This is a genomic window from uncultured Porticoccus sp. (assembly GCF_913061305.1).
GTDB lineage: Bacteria > Pseudomonadota > Gammaproteobacteria > Pseudomonadales > Porticoccaceae > Porticoccus.
The window spans coordinates 65,309-83,158 of the sequence record NZ_CAJXST010000003.1 but is presented as its reverse complement, the minus strand read 5'-3'; the positions used below and the strand labels follow the sequence as shown (position 1 = coordinate 83,158).

Here is a 17,850-nt window from a genome sequence, read left to right as displayed (position 1 = left end):
GCGCAATTTTAGGCACAGCCCCCTGGAGTGTCAAGCCTGTTCTTCAGGATGTTCAATACGGGCTGCAGAGAGAAGGCGATAATCTTTTTCCCAGGCCTTTAGCTGCTTTTTAGAAACCCCACCAGACGCCTCCAGAGCGCTCCTGATACGCGCCCTGACCATATCTGGCCCAAGGATAGCCATGGCATCAAACAGGGGCGGGGCCGAGGTGGATCCAGCGACAGCAACAAACAGGGGCGATAAAAAATCCTTCAACTTTAATTCCATCCCCTGAGCCAACTGATTCAGCTCCTCATACAAGCCATCCCTGCTCCAATGACGCAGTCCATCCAGGCGCCAGGAACTGTATTGCAGAATTCTCCGCACTGTTTCATTGTCCAGTTTTTTATGTTCAAAGTGAGCAGCATCGAGTTTCGGCATGCCCGAAAACATAAATCCGAGTAACGGCGCAATATCGGAAAACTTTTCCACTCGCTCCTTGATCAGTGGAATCATCCTGGAGAGGTTGTCACGGTTTATCGCCCATTCGGCAACACGATTGGCAAATGCCTGCTCATCCAGGTTTTCACGGATCCAGCGGCCATTCAGCCAGTCCAGTTTTTCGGTATCAAAAACTGGGCCACCCAGATGCACAGCACGCAAGTCAAACTGATCAAGCATGTCCTGAAGGCTAAACTTTTCACTCTCGTCCGGCATCGACCATCCCATACGCCCGAGATAATTGACCACGGCCTCGGGCATATAACCCATATCCCGGTAATAATTGATGCTGGTGGGGTTTTTTCGCTTGCTGAGCTTGCTTTTATCAGGATTTCGCAGCAAAGGCATATGACAGAGCTCAGGCATCGCCCAGTCAAAATATTTATAGAGGAGAAGGTGTTTAGGCGCTGAGTTGATCCATTCCTCGCCACGGATGACATGTGTGATTTTCATCAAGTGGTCATCTACCACATTGGCAAGGTGGTAGGTGGGCATACCGTCTGCCTTCAGCAGTACCTGCATATCAACCTGTGACCAGGGAATTTCAATCTGGCCGCGCAGCAGATCCTGAAAAACGCAACTGCCTTCGTCGGGAATTTTCATACGAATAACGTAGGGTTCTCCCGCTGCCAGGCGCTTCTCAACGTCCTCAGCCGACAAGAACAAACCGCGGCCATCATATTTTGCTGTTTCTCCCCTCGCCATCTGTTCACGGCGCATCTCGTCCAGCTCTTCAGACGTGGCAAAGCAATAAAACGCATGGCCTTTATCGACCAGTTCCATAACATGTTGTTGGTAAATATCCGTTCGTTCGCTCTGTCGATAAGGACCATAAGGTCCACCAACGTCGGGTCCCTCGGACCAGTCGAGGCCCAACCAGCGCAGGGAGTCCAGAATCATTTTCTCGGATTCCGGGGTGCTGCGAACCTGGTCAGTATCTTCAATACGCAGGATAAACTCACCACCCTGGCTTCGGGCGAAACAGAGATTAAAAAGAGCTACATAGGCAGTCCCAACGTGGGGGTCACCAGTGGGGGATGGAGCAATACGCGTGCGAACAGACATCAAATAAACATTCCGTTTGGGGTGAATTGGGTCAACAGGAAAAGAGCGTAATTATACGCAGAACAGGACTAATCAACAGATTTCAAGGTCGGCTGCCCCAAAAAATAACCCTGCGCAGCATCCACATCCAACTCGGCAAGCTGATCCCATTCCTGTTCGTTTTCCACTCCTTCCACCCACAGCTGCAAACCACTGTTGTGGGCAAGCCCAGCGAGTGACTTGATATAGAACTGGTTGTCCAGGTTAGTGCCCAATTCGCGGAGAAAACTGCGATGAACCTTGAGATGATTCAATGGCAGGCTGCTCAGATAGCCAAAAGCCGCGGACTCAAGACCGAAATGGTCAATACCGAGTGAAGTGCCGTGTTTCTGCAGGAGCTGACTAAAAGTCCGGAGAGAGGCATCGTTTGCTTTCATGGCATATTCCGGCACCTCAAATACCAACTTCGCTGCCAGTCTCCGCTGGGACGCCAGGAAGTTATCAAGCCATCTCAGAAAGCCAGTTGTTTTCACCGATACTATCGATAAATTGACACACAGTTTAGCGGGAGTTTCCTTTTCGCGCTCAGCCGACGCCAGTGATTCCAGAATCAGCCTGTCAAGGCTAGGCATCAGCCCCAGTCTTTCTGCAATGGGAACCACCACAGCAGCTGCCAGCAAATCCTTGCCGTTGAGAAAGCGCACATACACTTCCTGAGCCAGTAGCGCTTTATCCTGAATACTGACAATAGGCTGGTAGTGAAGCGCCACAAGCCGGTTTTGAATGGCCTGATTGAGAAATACTTCCCACTCATTGAGGGGCTTCCCTAGTACGGGAACATCACCATTCTGCACGTCGGCAAATTTGGTCCAACGGCTGGCACTACCAAGCTTTGCCTGCCGCAGTGCAATATCGGCTTCACCCAGCATTTCGGGGCCACTAGTGATATTCGCATGAAAGGTGTAACCCATGTGAAAGGACAATGGACACTTCTCGTTATGAAGCCAGCTGATGTCCTGGACAGCCTCAAATATTTTCTGTGCCAAAACATCACCTTCTCCAGGGGTAATATCGGGGATAAACAGTGAAAACTCCGGGCCCTGCCGTCTGGCAACAATAGCCCGGGGATGATCAGTCACTGCGCTTTGCAAACGCTGGCCAACAGACTGGAGAATCGCATTTCCCTCTCCACGCCCGGCATACTCGTTGACGCATGAAATATCGTGCAATGCGACAATCGCCAGAGCGCCGGTATGCATGCCCTCCTCCTGGTCATCGACATAGCTTCGCAGGCGGTTGTCAAAATCACGCCGATTGGACAGCCCGGTAACCGCATCCTGAAAAGACTGTTTCTGCAGTCGGTCGATGAGCGAGAGCTGATCTTCAAAAACGGCCTTGAGATGAAGAGCCATCCTATTCATGGCCTGAACGACGCTGCCAAGCTCACGAGTTTTCGGTAGGGGCTCCAGAACAACAAATTTTTTATTGAAAATATCATTGGCTTGCTGCTCAACCCGGGCAAGTGGTACCAGCAACCATTTGAGCGCAATATAGGCCAACAAACAGACAGCCAGTGTAATAACAGCAAACCAGACTAACTGTGTCGTGGTAACCCGCCACAGTTTCAGGTAAGCCTGACCGGGATGACTGACAACGACCACCTCCCCCAGTTGCATCCAGTCAGACGTTACTTCCGCCCTGCCTTCGTTACTGGGCAGGTCAATGAATGACACAAACCAGCCTGGAACACCCTGAAGAGAAACCGGAAACTCCCTGTCGATCAGGGTATTCCCGTCGAGATCGGAAAAATAAATGCGCTGAAAATAACCGCTGTCTGATACCGCATTGAACATCGTATCCATTGTTGCTATGTCTTTTTCCTGCGCCGCCTGGGTCATGGAAAGACCGAGGGAAGTAGCGGTGTCCTGCGCGTGGACATGCATCTGTTCAGCGACCAGTTGCTGGTTGTTATAAAGACTGACAAGCGTATTACCTGCGTACAGGCAGACAAACAACAAGACAATAGCGATAATCAGTTGGCGGAACAGTGTCACGCAAAATTCCTTTTGGGTTCAATTGACCGAGTCTAATCCAAACTGGCCCACTTGCCAATTGAGCACTGGATCACGCTACAGTGCCTCGCATCGTAGCCTTGCCAGGCGATGTCTATGATAAGATCAAAGTCGCTGTAAATAGGCCGATAACGTCGCAAAAAACGGAAAGAAATTGAAGTCTTCATCTGCTCTACAAGCAATTTTTTTCGGTCGCATTGGGCTGCTGGCTTCTCTGTTTTTCGTGATATTTTCAGGCAGCGCTAATCACTCCGGCATCAGTGACGAAATGCTCGCTAAAATCCGCAGTAAATATGGACCTTCTGCGCAGTCACGTATTGAATACTGGCAAAATATGACTCACGAATATCGCGGCAAAGAGGATATCGAGCAACTCAAGGCAGTGAACGATTTTTTTAATGGCGCCCGCTTTGTCAGTGACATTGAGCTGTGGGGAAAGAATGATTACTGGGCGACTCCCATCGAATTTCTTGCCAGAGATGCCGGCGACTGTGAGGATTTCTCTATCGCCAAGTATTTCACGCTAAAGGGAATGGGCATGGATGTTTCAAAATTGCGGATCACCTATGTCAAGGCGACCTTGCTGAATCAGGCACACATGGTACTGGCCTACTATCCCACCCCAACGTCTGTACCCCTGATTCTCGACAATATCAATAAACGTATCAAACCGGCCAATGAGCGACGCGACCTCCGACCGATCTACAGTTTTAACGCCGATAATCTATGGCTGGCCAGGACACGGAACGAACAGCTCAAAGCGGGCAAATCAGACCAGCTCAATCTTTGGCGGGATTTGAATGCGAGAATGGCAAAAGAGCTAGAGTAAAAAACAATAACGACCAATCCATCATGGAAGTTATTGTAAAAAAAGCCCGGCCATCTGGCCGGGCTTTTTTATTTTTCAACAATCAATCTACAACGAGATTATTGTTACTGATAAGGCTTTCGATGACTTCTGCTGAAGAGAACTCACCACCATTTGTTAAATCCACACCCTGCAGCACAATTGTCTGGGTCGTGGTACCTGCCGCGCCACCATCAACATCGGCGACAATACTTGTATCAGTTCCATCTGATGTGACCGTCAGAAAGGACGCATCCAGGGCCTCGGCTAAAGTCATCCCTGATGTATCCAGTGAAGCTACGCCCACAAGCAGATCTGAGAGATCAAGAATATCACCCTCTGACGGGTCATAGCTGCCACTCGACTGGTTGTAGTCAGTAACAATATCAATGGCGCCAATTCCTTCATCGCCTGCTACCCACTTGAACACATCTGCGCCGGGACCTCCCGTCAGGCTATCGTTGCCTGGACCGCCTATAAGAACATCATCGGCCCCAGCGCCATTGAGAACATCATCACCAGCTGCGCCGGTCAAATATTCATTCGCTGACGTACCCATCAGGGAATCGTCTCCAGAAGAGCCATAAATATTCTGATAGCCGGAAATATTAATTTCCAGTGTACTGGTAGTGCTGCCAAACTGATTGGTAACCGTATATTCGAAGATATCTACCAGGTTCTCACCAACATCTAGAACGTTCTTGATATCGCTATTCAGTATATATTCGTAACTGCCATCTTCGCTGACGGTCAGAGTTCCGTATTCACTGGAAGTATCAGTCCAGGTGACCACATCATCACTCCCCGTCCCGACAGTTCCGGAAACACTATCCAGCACCTGAGGGTTTTCAGATGATGAAGTGAAACTACCGACAATCTCAAAGTCATTTACTGCATTTTCATTCGTGTAAATTGCATCAACCAAATTGCCATCAACATCCCTGAATCCCAACACATGGAAATCATAATCAAAGCCATCCAGATTGACGGTAATCATCTGCGGTGGAAGTGAAATAATATCCCGGGGGTCACCACTATCATTAGGGGTCTCGTCGTGACTCATCAGCAGTTTTAAGTCTATCGGTTTTTCCAGATGTACCCCATTAATCACTATATCCATATCAAGAACCAGGTAGACTTCCTGGAGGTTTGACGAATTGACAGCTATGGGAAAATTTAAATGCTGGAAGTCCGCGAGCTTGAAGGTTGAGCCAACGTCTACTGTTGAGCCGGTTTCTGAACTGAAGAGGGTATTGTCAACAAGTGTGTAACCAGACTGGCCGGTGCTACTGACAGGTCTTCCCCAACCCAACTGATCAATATATGGATCGGAATCCGTATTATATTGTGAAGTATTTGCCGTTCCATTAATAAAAGTAGCGTCTACAAAACCGACTTGAAGATTTTTGATAACCAGTTCATCGAGGCCAACGTATAAATTTTTTGTAACACCCAGTTCTAACGGGGGCTGCCCCTGGTCCTGACCATTCACAGTGATCGTCAATGTTGATGAACTCTCTGCGCCACTTGAATCAGAAACCGTATAGTTGAACACCTCATTCAACTCTTCGCCGGTATTAAGGTCGGCCAACAGTGGATTATTATCATCAAGGTCGTAGGCATATGAGCCGTCTGCCCCGATAGTCAAAACACCATATAAACCGGCAAGCTGCGTTCCATTAGCCGCCGTTGTTCCCAAACTAACTGATTGGTTATTTATACTGACTATTCTCAAGGCATCGCCAAGATCAACGTCTGTATCAGCGACATCAGCGTATTGCTCAGCACCAGCAAAAGAGTCTGCTGAATCTATTCCGTTATCACCACCTGATATGACATTCCCGAAAATGATGGGGGCATCTGCCCCATCAATACTTTCATTTACAAAATTGGTGTCGGGGTTGGCCACGGGGCCGTCGTTGGTTCCATTAATCGTAATCGTGATGGTGCTCGTACCACTGCCGTCCACAGAGTCCACCGTCCAGGTCTGAACCACCGTGTCACCTGCCGCCAGGTACTGCACCGCCGCATTGTCTACCGCAAAACTGTAGTTGCCCTGGTCGTCCAGCAACGTCAGCGTTCCCAGCTCAGTAGTGTCTGTGTCCAGCGCGCTCGAGTTCGTCCGACCGCCAAACGACAGCGTCGCCGGATCAAAGGCTCCTTCGCCCTGATCAACATCCGATACACTGATCGCGCCGGTCACACTCAGCACCGTATCCGGCACACTGTCCACCGGGTTCAGGTCCTGATCTTCCGTTACCGAGCGGGCATCGTTCGTGACCACCGCGCCATCATTGAGGCCGTTAATCGTAATCGTGATGGTGCTCGTACCACTGCCGTCCACAGAGTCCACCGTCCAGGTCTGAACCACCGTGTCACCTGCCGCCAGGTACTGCACCGCCGCATTGTCTACCGCAAAACTGTAGTTGCCCTGGTCGTCCAGCAACGTCAGCGTTCCCAGCTCAGTAGTGTCTGTGTCCAGCGCGCTCGAGTTCGTCCGACCGCCAAACGACAGCGTCGCCGGATCAAAGGCTCCTTCGCCCTGATCAACATCCGATACACTGATCGCGCCGGTCACACTCAGCACCGTATCCGGCACACTGTCCACCGGGTTCAGGTCCTGATCTTCCGTTACCGAGCGGGCATCGTTCGTGACCACCGCATCATTGTTATTGGCCTCTCCGTTATTAATACCATTTTCACTGATATCTGCGTTAGCAGTCGGATCAGGCAACGGCGGTGGCACATAGTCGGGATCAATACCCGCCGTTGGTGTCACTTCTCCGCCGAGCAAGGAAAATTGCAGGCCCTGACCGATTTCATCACCCGTTCCAGAAGCACCGTCCTCAGCGCCAGCGGCTGTTGCTTCCTGATCTTCCGCTATATCCTCACCGGCGGCGAGTGTGGCCAGCAAGTCCTGGAATTCGGGGTTTTCCTCTTCGGCAGACTCGATAGCCGCCAGCTGTTGATGACTGTCTAGGCCGACAACAAAAGAATCACCACTATTTAACTGGCGAACAGAGCCATCGGCAAAACTGATCGCGACATGGCTACCATCAGTTACCTGAATAACGTCGCCTTCATGAATGGGATCACCCATTTTGAGCTCGCGGAGGGTGCCGTCTGGAGAAACAACCACCACTGTGGCGCCTTCAGTCGATGCAACAAATCCGAGAATTTGCTGGTCTTGACCGGACTCGACGGTGCTTACTTGTGAAGTTTGCTCGTTCATAATTTTAACCCTCCCGGCTCAATCCGGCTTTAACTTGGTCACATCTTACTTAGACATGTAACCTGCTATTAGAGTTCTACACCAACGGTATAGAGCAGTTCTCCAATGGCGCGAAATATCCTGTATTCATTATAGAGAAGATCCTGCCTGGCAGTGACCAGAGACTGCTTGGCAGTGATCGTTTCATTTTCAGTATTCAAAAGATCAAGGAGTGTGCGGCGACCAAGATCGAACTGTTGAATATAAGCTGATTTTGTTGACTCGGAATCCCGAACATAGTCCTCGAGCACCGGGATTTGATCGCGAACAGCCTCATATGCAACCCACGCTAGACGGGTTTCCTGCTCAACCTGACGATATGTGTTATTGCGGACTTCTTTTGCTTTTTCCACCAGGTATGCGAATTGCTGTTTTTTTGCTTCATCTGAGCGACCACGATAGAGGTTGTAACGCATACGTAGCATGACTGTCAGATCATCAACCTGCTCATCCACCCCATCGATATTCTTGTTCAGGTCGCGCTCAAGCTCTACATGGAACTGGGGGTAAAAGGTGCTTTTTGTCTGTTCGTACTGAAAGTTCACAGCTTTGACATCCGATGCAGCGGATTTCAGCAACGGGTGTGCATCGATGGCCCTGGCAATCGCTTCATCAACCGTTGCAGGCAAATATTTACTGTAGGTGCCGGGCGCTGCCAACTCACCCTCCTGCGGATAACGACCAACCACCCGTTGAAAATTTGTTTTAGCATCCAGCAAATTTGCTGTCTGATTAATCACATTCGTTTTTGCCAGGGCCAAACGCCCGGATATCTGATCAAAGTCAGCGGTACTGCCCACACCGGAATCAGAACGTTTCTTCATCTTGTCGTAAATATTTTCATGCGTGGCCAATGTTTGTTTGGCCAATGCAAGAATATCTTGCTGCTTGATGACTTCCAGATAGGACCTGACTACCTCCAGAGCGATATTTTCGCCCACGGAATAGGCGCGGTGCTCGGCACTTTCGTGCCTGGCAATCTGATTTTTGTGTTCATTTGGCGTATTAAAACCGTCAAACACCAGTTGTTTGATGTTTAACTGAGCTTCGTGTCTCTCCAGTTCATTGCGCGTGCGATCAGGGTCAGAAAACTGACGAGATGTGGGATCTCTCTCCTGGTAACCAAACCCGGCCAGTACGTCAACTGAGGGATAATAGCCACCCAACGCTTCCCTTATTTGCCTTTCTCGTGCATCGACTTCCCGAAGTTCCGCCTGAACCTCGGGATTGGATTGCAACGTTTCGGTTATGGCGTCGCGCATATTTATTGTTTGTGCATTCAATTGCATGGAGAGGCAGGCAGCCCCGGCAATAGAAAAAAATGTCAGATATCGGTTAAAAAACATTATTACTTCCTGTCCTTCTGTATTGCCCTGGAATTATAAAATTACACATAGTTATATGTAGTTAGATTTATAACACAGAATTTGAATGAACCAGTTACCGTTTGGATCGGTAAAATGACCACTTAACTAGTGATCTATTTCAATTGCGGCAACTAGCGTTCTCTGAATGCTAACTCTTTGGTTTTCAGGATAGGTTTGAGCAGATAGTCCAGAATGGTTTTCTGGCCAGTCAGAATATCGACCTGAACGATCATCCCCGGAATAATCGGTAAGGGATCGTCTTCGTTACCCAAATGGCTGCTGTCAGTTCGCAATCTGACCTGATAGTAGCTGACACCCTCCTCGTCCACAATCGTGTCCGGGCTGATTCTAATCACCTTGGCTGGCAAGCCTCCGTGAATCGAAAAGTCGTAGGCCGTAAACTTGACCGTTGCCTTCTGTTCGGGATGAATAAAAGCGATATCGGAAGGAGATACACGAGCGTCTACCAATAGCGAGTCATCAAACGGCACAATCTCAACCAGATCCTCCCCGGGCTGAATGACGCCACCGATCGTTTTAACTTTAATCTGCTTGACGATGCCTTTCATGGGCGAACGAACCAATGTCCGGGTCACCCGATCCTCCAACGCCTGGTTACTTTGGCCGATACGACCAAGTTCAGCCATTACCTCATTCAGTTCTGCACGGGACTCACTGGCAAAGGTTTGCGAGTAGCTTTCAACATTTTTAAGTGCCTCCTGGTAAGCAGATTCAAGCTGGGGAATTGATATTGTCGCCCTGTCCAGCTCGCCTTTAAGGTCGTTAGCCTGACGCTCCAAGCGAAGTAATTCCACCTGGGAAACGGCACCCTGGGAAACCAGCGGACGGGTAAACTCGAGCTCCTGGCGAAGCAGGCGGTAACTGTCAGACAGGCTTTGTCGATTGACCCGCATCGAAGACAGCTCCTGCTTCTTTTGTGAAACCTTCTGATTGAGGCTATCTAACTTCGAGAGGTGAGCCTGCTTGCGGGATTCGTATAATGCCCGCTCACTGGCAACCAATATTTCATTGTGAACACCACCCAGTTTCTCCAGCTCTTCATCAAACTCACTACTATTGGCCTCAGCTCGCAACCGGGCAGCTTTGACCGTTAACTGTTCGACTTGCAGCGAGCGCTCTCTGTAAGTCGATGCAAAAATGGTATCGTCAATCTGTAAAAGCGGTTGACCCCGGTCGACGACCTCGCCCTCAGTAACAAACAGCACTTCCAGTATGCCGCCCTCCAGATTCTGTACTATCTGGATGTTGCTGGAAGGGACAATTTTGCCCTCCCCCCGGGCAAACTCGTCAATTCTGGCCAAACTGGCCCAAATCATCATAATGACCAGGAACGCTGCTATCACCCATAACAACACCTGAGATACGAAAGGCGACTGTTTCAGAACCGCCTCTGAGGAATACGACATGTACTTCAGATCGACAGCAGAAGTCTTGTCCAGTTGACGGCGCAATTTTTCGAGTCGTTGCTTGGGCATTAGCCTTTCCCTCTGATGTTGCCTTCCTTGAGGGCCGCCAGCACTTCCGACTTTGGACCATCACTAATAATCACACCCCGATCCACCACAATCAGGCGGTCAACCAGACTCAACATGCTCATCTTATGGGTAATGATCAGTAACGTACTGTCCGAAAAGCGGGTTTTGATCTGCTGGGTCAGGCGCTCTTCTGTCCCTTGATCCATGGCCGATGTCGGTTCATCCATCACCAGCACTCGGGGTTTGCGAAGAAAAACCCGAGCCATCGCAATGGCGCTGCGCTGACCTCCGGAAAGTGTTTCTCCCCGCTCACCCACTGGCATTTCAAAACCCAACGGATGACTATTGACCAGCTCCAGTATGCCGGCCTGTGCTGCCGCGTCGACCACCTGCTGATCGGTAATACCATTCAGGCCAAACGTTATATTGTCTCGCAGCGTGCCAAAATACAGTTTTGCATCCTGCGCCACATAAGCCACGTTATGACGCAAATCTGCCGGATCGAGCTGATTGATATCGAAACCGTCCATCAGCACGGATCCACTGGTGGGCTCATACAAACGTATCAGAAGCTTGGCAAGGGTCGATTTACCAGAGCCAATTCGACCGATAATCGCCACTTTCTCGCCTGAATTGATGATGATATTGGCATTTTCGAGTGCCGGCCTGGGTTGCTCAGGGTAACTAAACGTCACTTGCTTGATACGGATATCCCCGTGAAAGACAGGGCGCGTCAGGTAGCGTTTTTCCGGTTCGCGCTCAACCGGCAGGGCCATCACCTCATTCAGGGACTTCAACGTCGCTTCGGCGTGGTCATAACTGACCAGTAAATTAGCGACCTGACTTAACGGCGCCAGCGCGCGTCCGTTCAAAATCACACAGGCAATCAGACCACCGAGGGTGAGGTTCTGATCGGCAATCAAATAAACACCCCACACCACAATGGCGACCATGGCTACCTGCTGCAAAAACTGGACAGCCTGAAGTGCACTGTTGGACGTCAAGCGGGATTGCAGACTCCATTGCGAGACATAACCCACAGCCTGCTCCCAGCCTCGCTGGATCTGACTTTCGGCACCCAGCGTCTTGATGGTTTCGATACCCACCAGGCTTTCGATTAATGTGGCATTTTTCTTGGCACTGCCCCGCATGACATTTTCAATGGTGGGACGAAGCTTTTTCTGGGCCCGAAATCCAAGGTAAAGCGCTATCGGGAACACCGTTAACGGGACAAACACCAACCAGCCGCCCAGGTACCAGATGAACACCATAAAGAGAACCACAAAGGGCAGATCGATAAGGGTCAATATGGTGGAAGAGGTGACAAAATTTCGCAGCATATCAAAATCATGCAGACGGGATGCAAAGGCACCGGTGGAATTGGGCCTGGCAGACATTTTCAGATTAAGCACCTTTTCGAGCAATTGTGCAGACAGCACCACATCTGAACGCTTTGCGGCCAGCTCTACCAGGTAGGCGCGTAACAGTTTCAAGACCAAATCAAACGTGTAGACAATGAGTACACCGATGGCCAGTGCCCAGAGAGTCTCCACAGCATTGTTTGGCACCACCCGGTCGTAGACATTCATAACAAACAGGGGTTGAGCCAAAACAAAGAAATTAATCAGGAAGGACGCCAGCAAGACATCGCGATAAATCTTCCAGGAGCTGCGCATGACGCCCCAGAACCAATGATCGCCGGTTTTCTGATAAATTTTTGGCGTGCGGGAATCAAATTGCTGCATCGGCCTGACATAGAAAACATGGCCACTGTGAAGCGCTTTAAGCGTTTTAAAATCAACTTGCTCTGAGGTATTGTCATGAGGGTCGGTTAATACGGCCAACTGCAGCTCAGCATCCAGACTGGACAGGACCACCGCCTGGCCGTTGTTGAGTAGCAGGACACAGGGTAAAACTTCCTGTGGAATATTATCCAGTTGCCGAGCCAGTAGAATGGAGGCCAGGCCCGCCCGGTTTGCCGCCCGGTTAAATAACTCCGGCGTCAGCTTTCCATCCACCAGCGGCAAGCCGGATGACAGGGCAGAAAGTGAGGTCGGGCGACCTTCCAGTCCAGCCAGCAACAACAGGCAATCCATTAGTTCGTGGGTGCCAATCTCTGCCGTATCCTGATGATATTCTGTTTTTTGCTCGGGCGTAGTCATAAATATTATTCTTCGTGAATGGTCAGTATCAGTGGCTGGGCAATGCTAACATGCCGGTGACTGAACACCCAGCAGGGTTATTTTGGTGGTTTTTGCCGATATAATTCCAGCCCACACACTTATTTTACAAACAAGCCAGTTGTACCCATGCCAACCAGTAACAGCCCTTTAACCAGCCCGGTAAACCGTCGGTTCTCTATCGCACCCATGATGGACTTGACCGATCGATACTGTCGTCATTTTCACCGGTTACTTAGCAGGCAAAGTCTCCTCTATACAGAAATGGTGACCAGCGGGGCGTTGATTTACGGCGACAGGCCAAGGCATTTACAGTTTCACTCAGCGGAGCACCCTGTGGCTTTGCAGCTTGGCGGCAGTGATCCCGCCGAGCTCGCCACGGCCGTCAATATTGCCAGCAGTTACTGTTACGACGAGATCAATCTGAACTGTGGCTGTCCCAGCGACCGGGTACAGTCAGGCAAGTTCGGTGCAATTTTAATGAAAGACCCCGGGCTGGTCGCTCAGTGTTTTCAGGCAATGCAGGAAGTGAGCACAGTTCCTGTCACGATCAAACATCGCACCGGTATTGATGAGCAGGATAGTTATGCCTTGCTATGTGACTTTGTCGGCACTGTTGCAGATGCAGGCTGTCAGACTTTTATCGTTCATGCGCGCAAAGCCTGGTTAAAGGGGTTAAGCCCCAAGCAGAATCGTGATATTCCGCCACTGGACTACGACAAAGTTTATCGCCTGAAAAAAGACTTTCCGCAGCTGGAAATCATTCTGAATGGTGGTGTCACAACACTGGGGGACACCAAGACCCACCTGGATCACGTCGATGGCGTCATGATGGGTCGCGAGGCTTACCAAAACCCTTATTTACTCGCTGAAGTTGATCGAGAACTCTACCACGATCACCGTCCATCGCCCTCCAGGGAGCAAATTCTGGAGAACTTCGCTGTTTTTATGACAGAGGAACTGGCTAGAGGTACCAAGCTCAGTCACATGACCAGACATATTCTTGGCCTCTATCAGGGCATGCCCGGCGGGAGAAAATTTCGGCGTTATATCAGCGAACATGCTCACCGGCCAGACGCCGGTATAGAGGTTCTTTACGGTGCCATGGCAGCAATGCAAGGCACTCAAACCAACATACAACAAACCGAGCCTATTTAATATGATCAGCAAACTGGATCAATTGCGCGAAATGACTGTCGTTGTTGCGGATACTGGTGACATCGACGCCATTAACCACTATCAGCCCATTGATGCCACCACCAACCCATCCCTGATCCTGAAAGCTGCCGAACTGGAACGTTATCGCCCCCTGCTGGAGCAATCAGTCAACCGAGCCAGACAGTCACATTCGGACTGGCTGCCGGAATGCATGGACACGCTGGCGGTAGGCATTGGCCGTGAAATACTTCAGGTGATTCCCGGTCGGGTCTCAACAGAAATTGATGCCCGCCTCTCGTTCGACACGGAAGCAACCATCGCCCGGGGTATGAGCCTGGTGGAGAAATACCAGAGTGCCGGTATTGCCAGCGACAGGATTTTGCTGAAGATAGCAGCAACCTGGGAGGGTATACGCGCCGCTGAACAACTAGAAAAAGCCGGCATCCAATGTAATTTGACACTCCTGTTCAGTTTTGAGCAGGCAGCAGCCGCAGCGGATGCAGGCGCTTTTTTGGTTTCCCCTTTTGTGGGCCGGATTCTCGACTGGCATAAACGTCACGGCGGCAAGACGGATTACCTCCCCGAAGAGGATCCCGGTGTTCTCTCGGTAAAATCGATCTATAACTTTTACAAGCATCACGGTTACGACACTATTGTCATGGGCGCCAGTTTTCGAAATACGGATCAAATCGAGGCCCTTGCGGGCTGTGATCGCTTAACCATAAGCCCACAACTACTGGAAGCATTGAACAATGCTAGCGGCCACCTGGCGCGCCAGCTCCATCCGGACAATACTGGGGAAGCAATCGATTGCGATCAGTTAAATGAAGCAAGCTTCCGTTATCAATTAAACAACAATGCAATGGCCACCGAAAAACTCGCCGAGGGAATACGCAACTTTATTGCCGATCAGGACAAACTGGAAAAACGGCTGACGGGAGTAACAGCTCGATGATAGACCAGATCAAACAGTTTTTTTCCGCCAGAATTGATGAACCGGATGGCGAGCCTGTTCACCAGAAACAACTGGCAGCGGCCGCCCTGATGGTTGAAATCATGGTCATTGACAGAACCCTGGACGAACAGGAACAGGCGATTATCCGGCAACTACTGGAAAAGCAGTTTTCCCTGGCACACGAGGAAATTGAGATGTTGGTCCGCCTCGCTCACAGCGAGGTTAACGATGCCACATCACTGTTTCAGTTCACACGACTGATCAATGATCATTTTGATGTGCACGAAAAAAGGGGATTGGTTGAAAACCTGTGGCGAGTAGCCTTTGCTGACAACCGACTTGACAAGCATGAAGAAGCACTGATTCGGCGGATTTCAGAGTTACTGTACGTCTCCCACACAGATTTCATTCAGGCAAAACACCGCGCCAACCGCGGAAACTAGCGGGTCTGCTCGAGAGAACGTATCAGATCGATAAATTCCTGTTGATTCCGCTCATTCAATACAGACAACAACCGGTGCGCCTCAAGGACACGATCCCTAACTTCTTCTACTTCCACGTCTGAACTGATGTCCGGCAACTCCTGATAGTCTGCAGCCGACGCCGGTGATTCCTGAATGATATTAAAAATCTCATCGAGCCCCATCACGGCAAGCACCTGATAGAGGCTTTCATCGTTACAGAAAAGGGTTGGCTTGATACCGAAATGTTCATGACTGTAAATAGCAAGTTTGGCCAGCAAACCCAGCGTCGTGCTATCGACGGCAACAGCATCCAGCATGTCGATCACCACCTCAGCGACGTTTCCGGTCTGAAAAATGGCTTCAATATAATTGTTCAGCGAAGTGCAGAGGGTAACGCGCACGTCCCCGACCAGCTTGATAAGATAAACATCATCATGATGAGAAACCAGAATCTTGCCCGGTTGCACTAATACCCCCTGCGCACGGTCAGAACAGTGACATCGTCGGGTGCGTCTTCCAACTGATTGATACACAAACCTTCGCAGATCGCCTCGATGGACCCATCCGATTTGGCCACCGCATCAGCAATAAACTGCTGCTTTTCACTGTAGGATTTGCCCGGCAAAAATTCCAGTACACCATCCGATACCACGGTCATAACAAATTTTTCCGGCAGCTTGATCTCTTCGACGTCCCACTGACCCTCAGAGAAAATACCAATGGGTTTACCTTTGCCCGGTAGCAGGGAAACCTGGTCGCCGGTAACCAGCACGGGCATCGGCATATGAGCAGCAACCGAATAACGCAAAATATTCTGCTCCATATCAATAGAAGCAGAAAACATGGTCAGGTGTTTATCGAGTCCCAGCGCCATAATCTGTTTATTGATGTGTTCAATAAAGCCCTCTGGGGCTCTGGTCATGGCGCCGTAATCATTGCGGGTAATATGTCTTCGCAAAATGCGATTGAGGATAAATTTCAACAAGACGGTTAAAAAAGCAGACGATGCACCGTGACCGGAAACATCGGCGACATAAAGCACCATATAACGATCAAAAATGACATTGTAGCCGACGAAATCACCGCTCAGAAACAGCGATGGGACAATCCGATGGGCAATTTCGTAGTCGCCATGATAGAGCGGAGTTACCGGCAACAGGCTGCTCTGCACCTGCCGACCTGCCATTTGATCAACTTCAAGTATCCGGAGACTCTCTTCCAGTTCCCGATTAGCCTTTTCGAGCTGCTCACGGTATTGGCGGTTTTGCACCATCAGACTTTTACAGTTTGACGCGCGTTCGACGGCCTCCCGGAACCGGTCACCATCAAATGGTTTAATGACCACGTCCGACGCATAGTTATGGAACAGTGCAACCACATCCCGGGGATCCGTTTCCGGAAGCACGACGACATAGGCAATATCCACATCCTGAGACGGAAGGCAGGCAAATTTTTCTCGAATCGCCGAGAGAGGAAGGTCGACCACCACGACACCGGGGTGCTCGATTTTAATTGCTGCGAGGGCATTTTCAGGTTTATCAAAAGTTGAAACGCGCCAACTGGTGTCGGCCAGATGCGCGTTCAAGGCATGACATTTATCCTGACTGTCGGCAACAATAAACAGTTTGCCGTTCTTATCCATAGGTTACTCGGAACTGATATCCAGTTGTTCAGGTATAAGCTCCATGCCCTTTTCGACAGTTGCCTTTCCAGGCAATTGTCGATTAGCAAAGAAAAATAACCTGGGGCTAAAAATCCTTATAGTCCCCGAAATCATCTTCCACACCGCCATCCATCAGCAAAAACTTACGACGCTGTAAATACGCATCACGGATAAAGCTATAGCGCTCGCCACGCACAAACTTTTCAGCCTCGAGAAGATCGGCACGAGTGGAAATCACCTCGGCGCCGTATATCTGATTTCTGGTTGGGACATGGTCTATTTCATTAATGGGATTGATAAATCGATCAACGACCCGGGCTGGACCATCGCGCAGGGTACTTGGACCGATCAACGGCAACACCAGATAAGGCCCACTATCTACACCCCAGACACCCAGTGTCTGGCCGAAATCTTCCCCATCATTTTTAGGCAGGCCAAAATGATCGGCTACATCAAAAAAACCCACCAGACCAATGGTGGTATTGATAACAAACCGTCCCGTGTCATTGCCCGCCTGACGGAATTTCCCCTGCAGCAGATCATTGAAAACATTCACCACTTCTCCAACATTGGAGAACATCCTGCTGACCCCACGCTCAACAGGGTCAGGCGTAACCGCCCGGTAGCCCTTGGCGATAGGCTTCAGCGTATAGGTATCCACGGTATCATTGAAAGCAAACATCTTGCGATTGAAGCCTTCCCAGGGATCGTCGGGGTTCCCCTCCGCAAACACGTGGGTAGACATCATAACGCCAGCCAGCAACAGCACTATTTTTTTCATCTGGGGTGTTCTCCCTGCTTTTTTATAATCTGATAACAACAAATTCTCGCAATTCTACACGCTGAACTTTTT

Annotated in this window: 13 protein-coding genes; 4 read left to right on the top strand and 9 right to left on the bottom strand. The window is 50.0% G+C overall.

Features of this window, described 5'->3' with window-relative positions; translation table 11 throughout:
• Positions 1–30 precede the first annotated feature (30 nt).
• Positions 31–1,545, bottom strand: a complete 1,515-nt coding sequence (gene gltX / locus QZ516_RS04155) for a glutamate--tRNA ligase (protein ID WP_297186629.1) — start codon at positions 1,543–1,545, stop codon at positions 31–33.
• Between the two features lie 68 nt (positions 1,546–1,613).
• On the bottom strand, positions 1,614–3,578 hold the full coding sequence (locus QZ516_RS04150) for an EAL domain-containing protein (RefSeq protein WP_297186626.1): 1,965 nt from the start codon (positions 3,576–3,578) through the stop codon (positions 1,614–1,616).
• A gap of 172 nt (positions 3,579–3,750) precedes the next feature.
• Here QZ516_RS04150 and QZ516_RS04145 point away from each other — a divergent pair, with 172 nt between their 5' ends.
• Complete coding sequence (locus tag QZ516_RS04145) at positions 3,751–4,425, top strand: transglutaminase-like cysteine peptidase (protein ID WP_297186623.1); 675 nt, start codon at positions 3,751–3,753, stop codon at positions 4,423–4,425.
• 82 nt (positions 4,426–4,507) lie between these two features.
• On the opposite strand, the gene QZ516_RS04140 is transcribed toward QZ516_RS04145, so the two are convergent.
• The 4 genes from QZ516_RS04140 to QZ516_RS04125 form a co-directional block, all read right to left on the bottom strand.
• On the bottom strand, positions 4,508–7,675 hold the full coding sequence (locus QZ516_RS04140; RefSeq protein WP_297186620.1) for a retention module-containing protein: 3,168 nt from the start codon (positions 7,673–7,675) through the stop codon (positions 4,508–4,510).
• Between the two features lie 68 nt (positions 7,676–7,743).
• The gene (locus QZ516_RS04135; protein WP_297186617.1) at positions 7,744–9,060 is read right to left on the bottom strand and encodes a TolC family outer membrane protein; all 1,317 of its coding nucleotides are present in this window, start codon (positions 9,058–9,060) and stop codon (positions 7,744–7,746) included.
• A 152-nt stretch (positions 9,061–9,212) separates the two neighbouring features.
• Positions 9,213–10,577: an HlyD family type I secretion periplasmic adaptor subunit gene (locus QZ516_RS04130; RefSeq protein ID WP_297186614.1), complete on the bottom strand. Its 1,365-nt coding sequence runs from the start codon at positions 10,575–10,577 to the stop codon at positions 9,213–9,215.
• Entirely contained in the window at positions 10,577–12,739 is a 2,163-nt protein-coding gene (locus tag QZ516_RS04125) for a type I secretion system permease/ATPase (RefSeq protein WP_297186611.1), read from the bottom strand. The genes QZ516_RS04130 and QZ516_RS04125 overlap by 1 nt, the downstream gene beginning before the upstream one ends.
• A 147-nt stretch (positions 12,740–12,886) precedes the next feature.
• Here QZ516_RS04125 and dusA point away from each other — a divergent pair, with 147 nt between their 5' ends.
• Genes dusA through QZ516_RS04110 form a run of 3 tightly spaced genes read left to right on the top strand, consistent with a single transcriptional unit; the run spans position 12,887 to position 15,313 of the window.
• Complete coding sequence (dusA, locus tag QZ516_RS04120; RefSeq protein WP_297186608.1) at positions 12,887–13,915, top strand: tRNA dihydrouridine(20/20a) synthase DusA; 1,029 nt, start codon at positions 12,887–12,889, stop codon at positions 13,913–13,915.
• 1 nt (position 13,916) lies between these two features.
• On the top strand, positions 13,917–14,870 hold the full coding sequence (gene tal, locus QZ516_RS04115) for a transaldolase (RefSeq protein WP_297186605.1): 954 nt from the start codon (positions 13,917–13,919) through the stop codon (positions 14,868–14,870).
• Positions 14,867–15,313 carry a TerB family tellurite resistance protein gene (locus QZ516_RS04110; RefSeq protein WP_297186602.1) on the top strand — a complete coding sequence of 149 codons (447 nt, stop codon included), beginning with the start codon at positions 14,867–14,869 and terminating at the stop codon, positions 15,311–15,313. The genes tal and QZ516_RS04110 overlap by 4 nt, the downstream gene beginning before the upstream one ends.
• Here the strand turns inward: QZ516_RS04110 and QZ516_RS04105 are convergent.
• The 3 genes from QZ516_RS04105 to QZ516_RS04095 form a co-directional block, all read right to left on the bottom strand.
• Positions 15,310–15,801 (bottom strand): STAS domain-containing protein, encoded by a 492-nt coding sequence (locus QZ516_RS04105; RefSeq protein ID WP_297186599.1) that lies wholly within the window; start codon positions 15,799–15,801, stop codon positions 15,310–15,312. The two genes, QZ516_RS04110 and QZ516_RS04105, sit on opposite strands and share 4 nt — an antisense overlap.
• Complete coding sequence (locus QZ516_RS04100) at positions 15,801–16,976, bottom strand: SpoIIE family protein phosphatase (RefSeq protein ID WP_297186597.1); 1,176 nt, start codon at positions 16,974–16,976, stop codon at positions 15,801–15,803. Before QZ516_RS04100 ends, QZ516_RS04105 begins: the two co-directional genes overlap by 1 nt.
• Positions 16,977–17,082: 106 nt before the next feature.
• Positions 17,083–17,778 carry a VacJ family lipoprotein gene (locus QZ516_RS04095; protein ID WP_297186595.1) on the bottom strand — a complete coding sequence of 232 codons (696 nt, stop codon included), beginning with the start codon at positions 17,776–17,778 and terminating at the stop codon, positions 17,083–17,085.
• Positions 17,779–17,850 lie beyond the last annotated feature (72 nt).

Bases quoted from the DNA above. Each gene is read 5' to 3' on its own strand.
- QZ516_RS04140 (WP_297186620.1), bottom strand. From the start codon at position 7,675: ATGAACGAGCAAACTTCACAAGTAAGCACCGTCGAGTCCGGTCAAGAC.
- tal (WP_297186605.1), top strand. From the start codon at position 13,917: ATGATCAGCAAACTGGATCAATTGCGCGAAATGACTGTCGTTGTTGCG.
- QZ516_RS04100 (WP_297186597.1), bottom strand. From the start codon at position 16,976: ATGGATAAGAACGGCAAACTGTTTATTGTTGCCGACAGTCAGGATAAA.
- gltX (WP_297186629.1), bottom strand. From the start codon at position 1,545: ATGTCTGTTCGCACGCGTATTGCTCCATCCCCCACTGGTGACCCCCAC.
- QZ516_RS04130 (WP_297186614.1), bottom strand. From the start codon at position 10,577: ATGCCCAAGCAACGACTCGAAAAATTGCGCCGTCAACTGGACAAGACT.
- QZ516_RS04110 (WP_297186602.1), top strand. From the start codon at position 14,867: ATGATAGACCAGATCAAACAGTTTTTTTCCGCCAGAATTGATGAACCG.
- QZ516_RS04135 (WP_297186617.1), bottom strand. From the start codon at position 9,060: ATGTTTTTTAACCGATATCTGACATTTTTTTCTATTGCCGGGGCTGCC.
- QZ516_RS04125 (WP_297186611.1), bottom strand. From the start codon at position 12,739: ATGACTACGCCCGAGCAAAAAACAGAATATCATCAGGATACGGCAGAG.
- QZ516_RS04095 (WP_297186595.1), bottom strand. From the start codon at position 17,778: ATGAAAAAAATAGTGCTGTTGCTGGCTGGCGTTATGATGTCTACCCAC.
- dusA (WP_297186608.1), top strand. From the start codon at position 12,887: ATGCCAACCAGTAACAGCCCTTTAACCAGCCCGGTAAACCGTCGGTTC.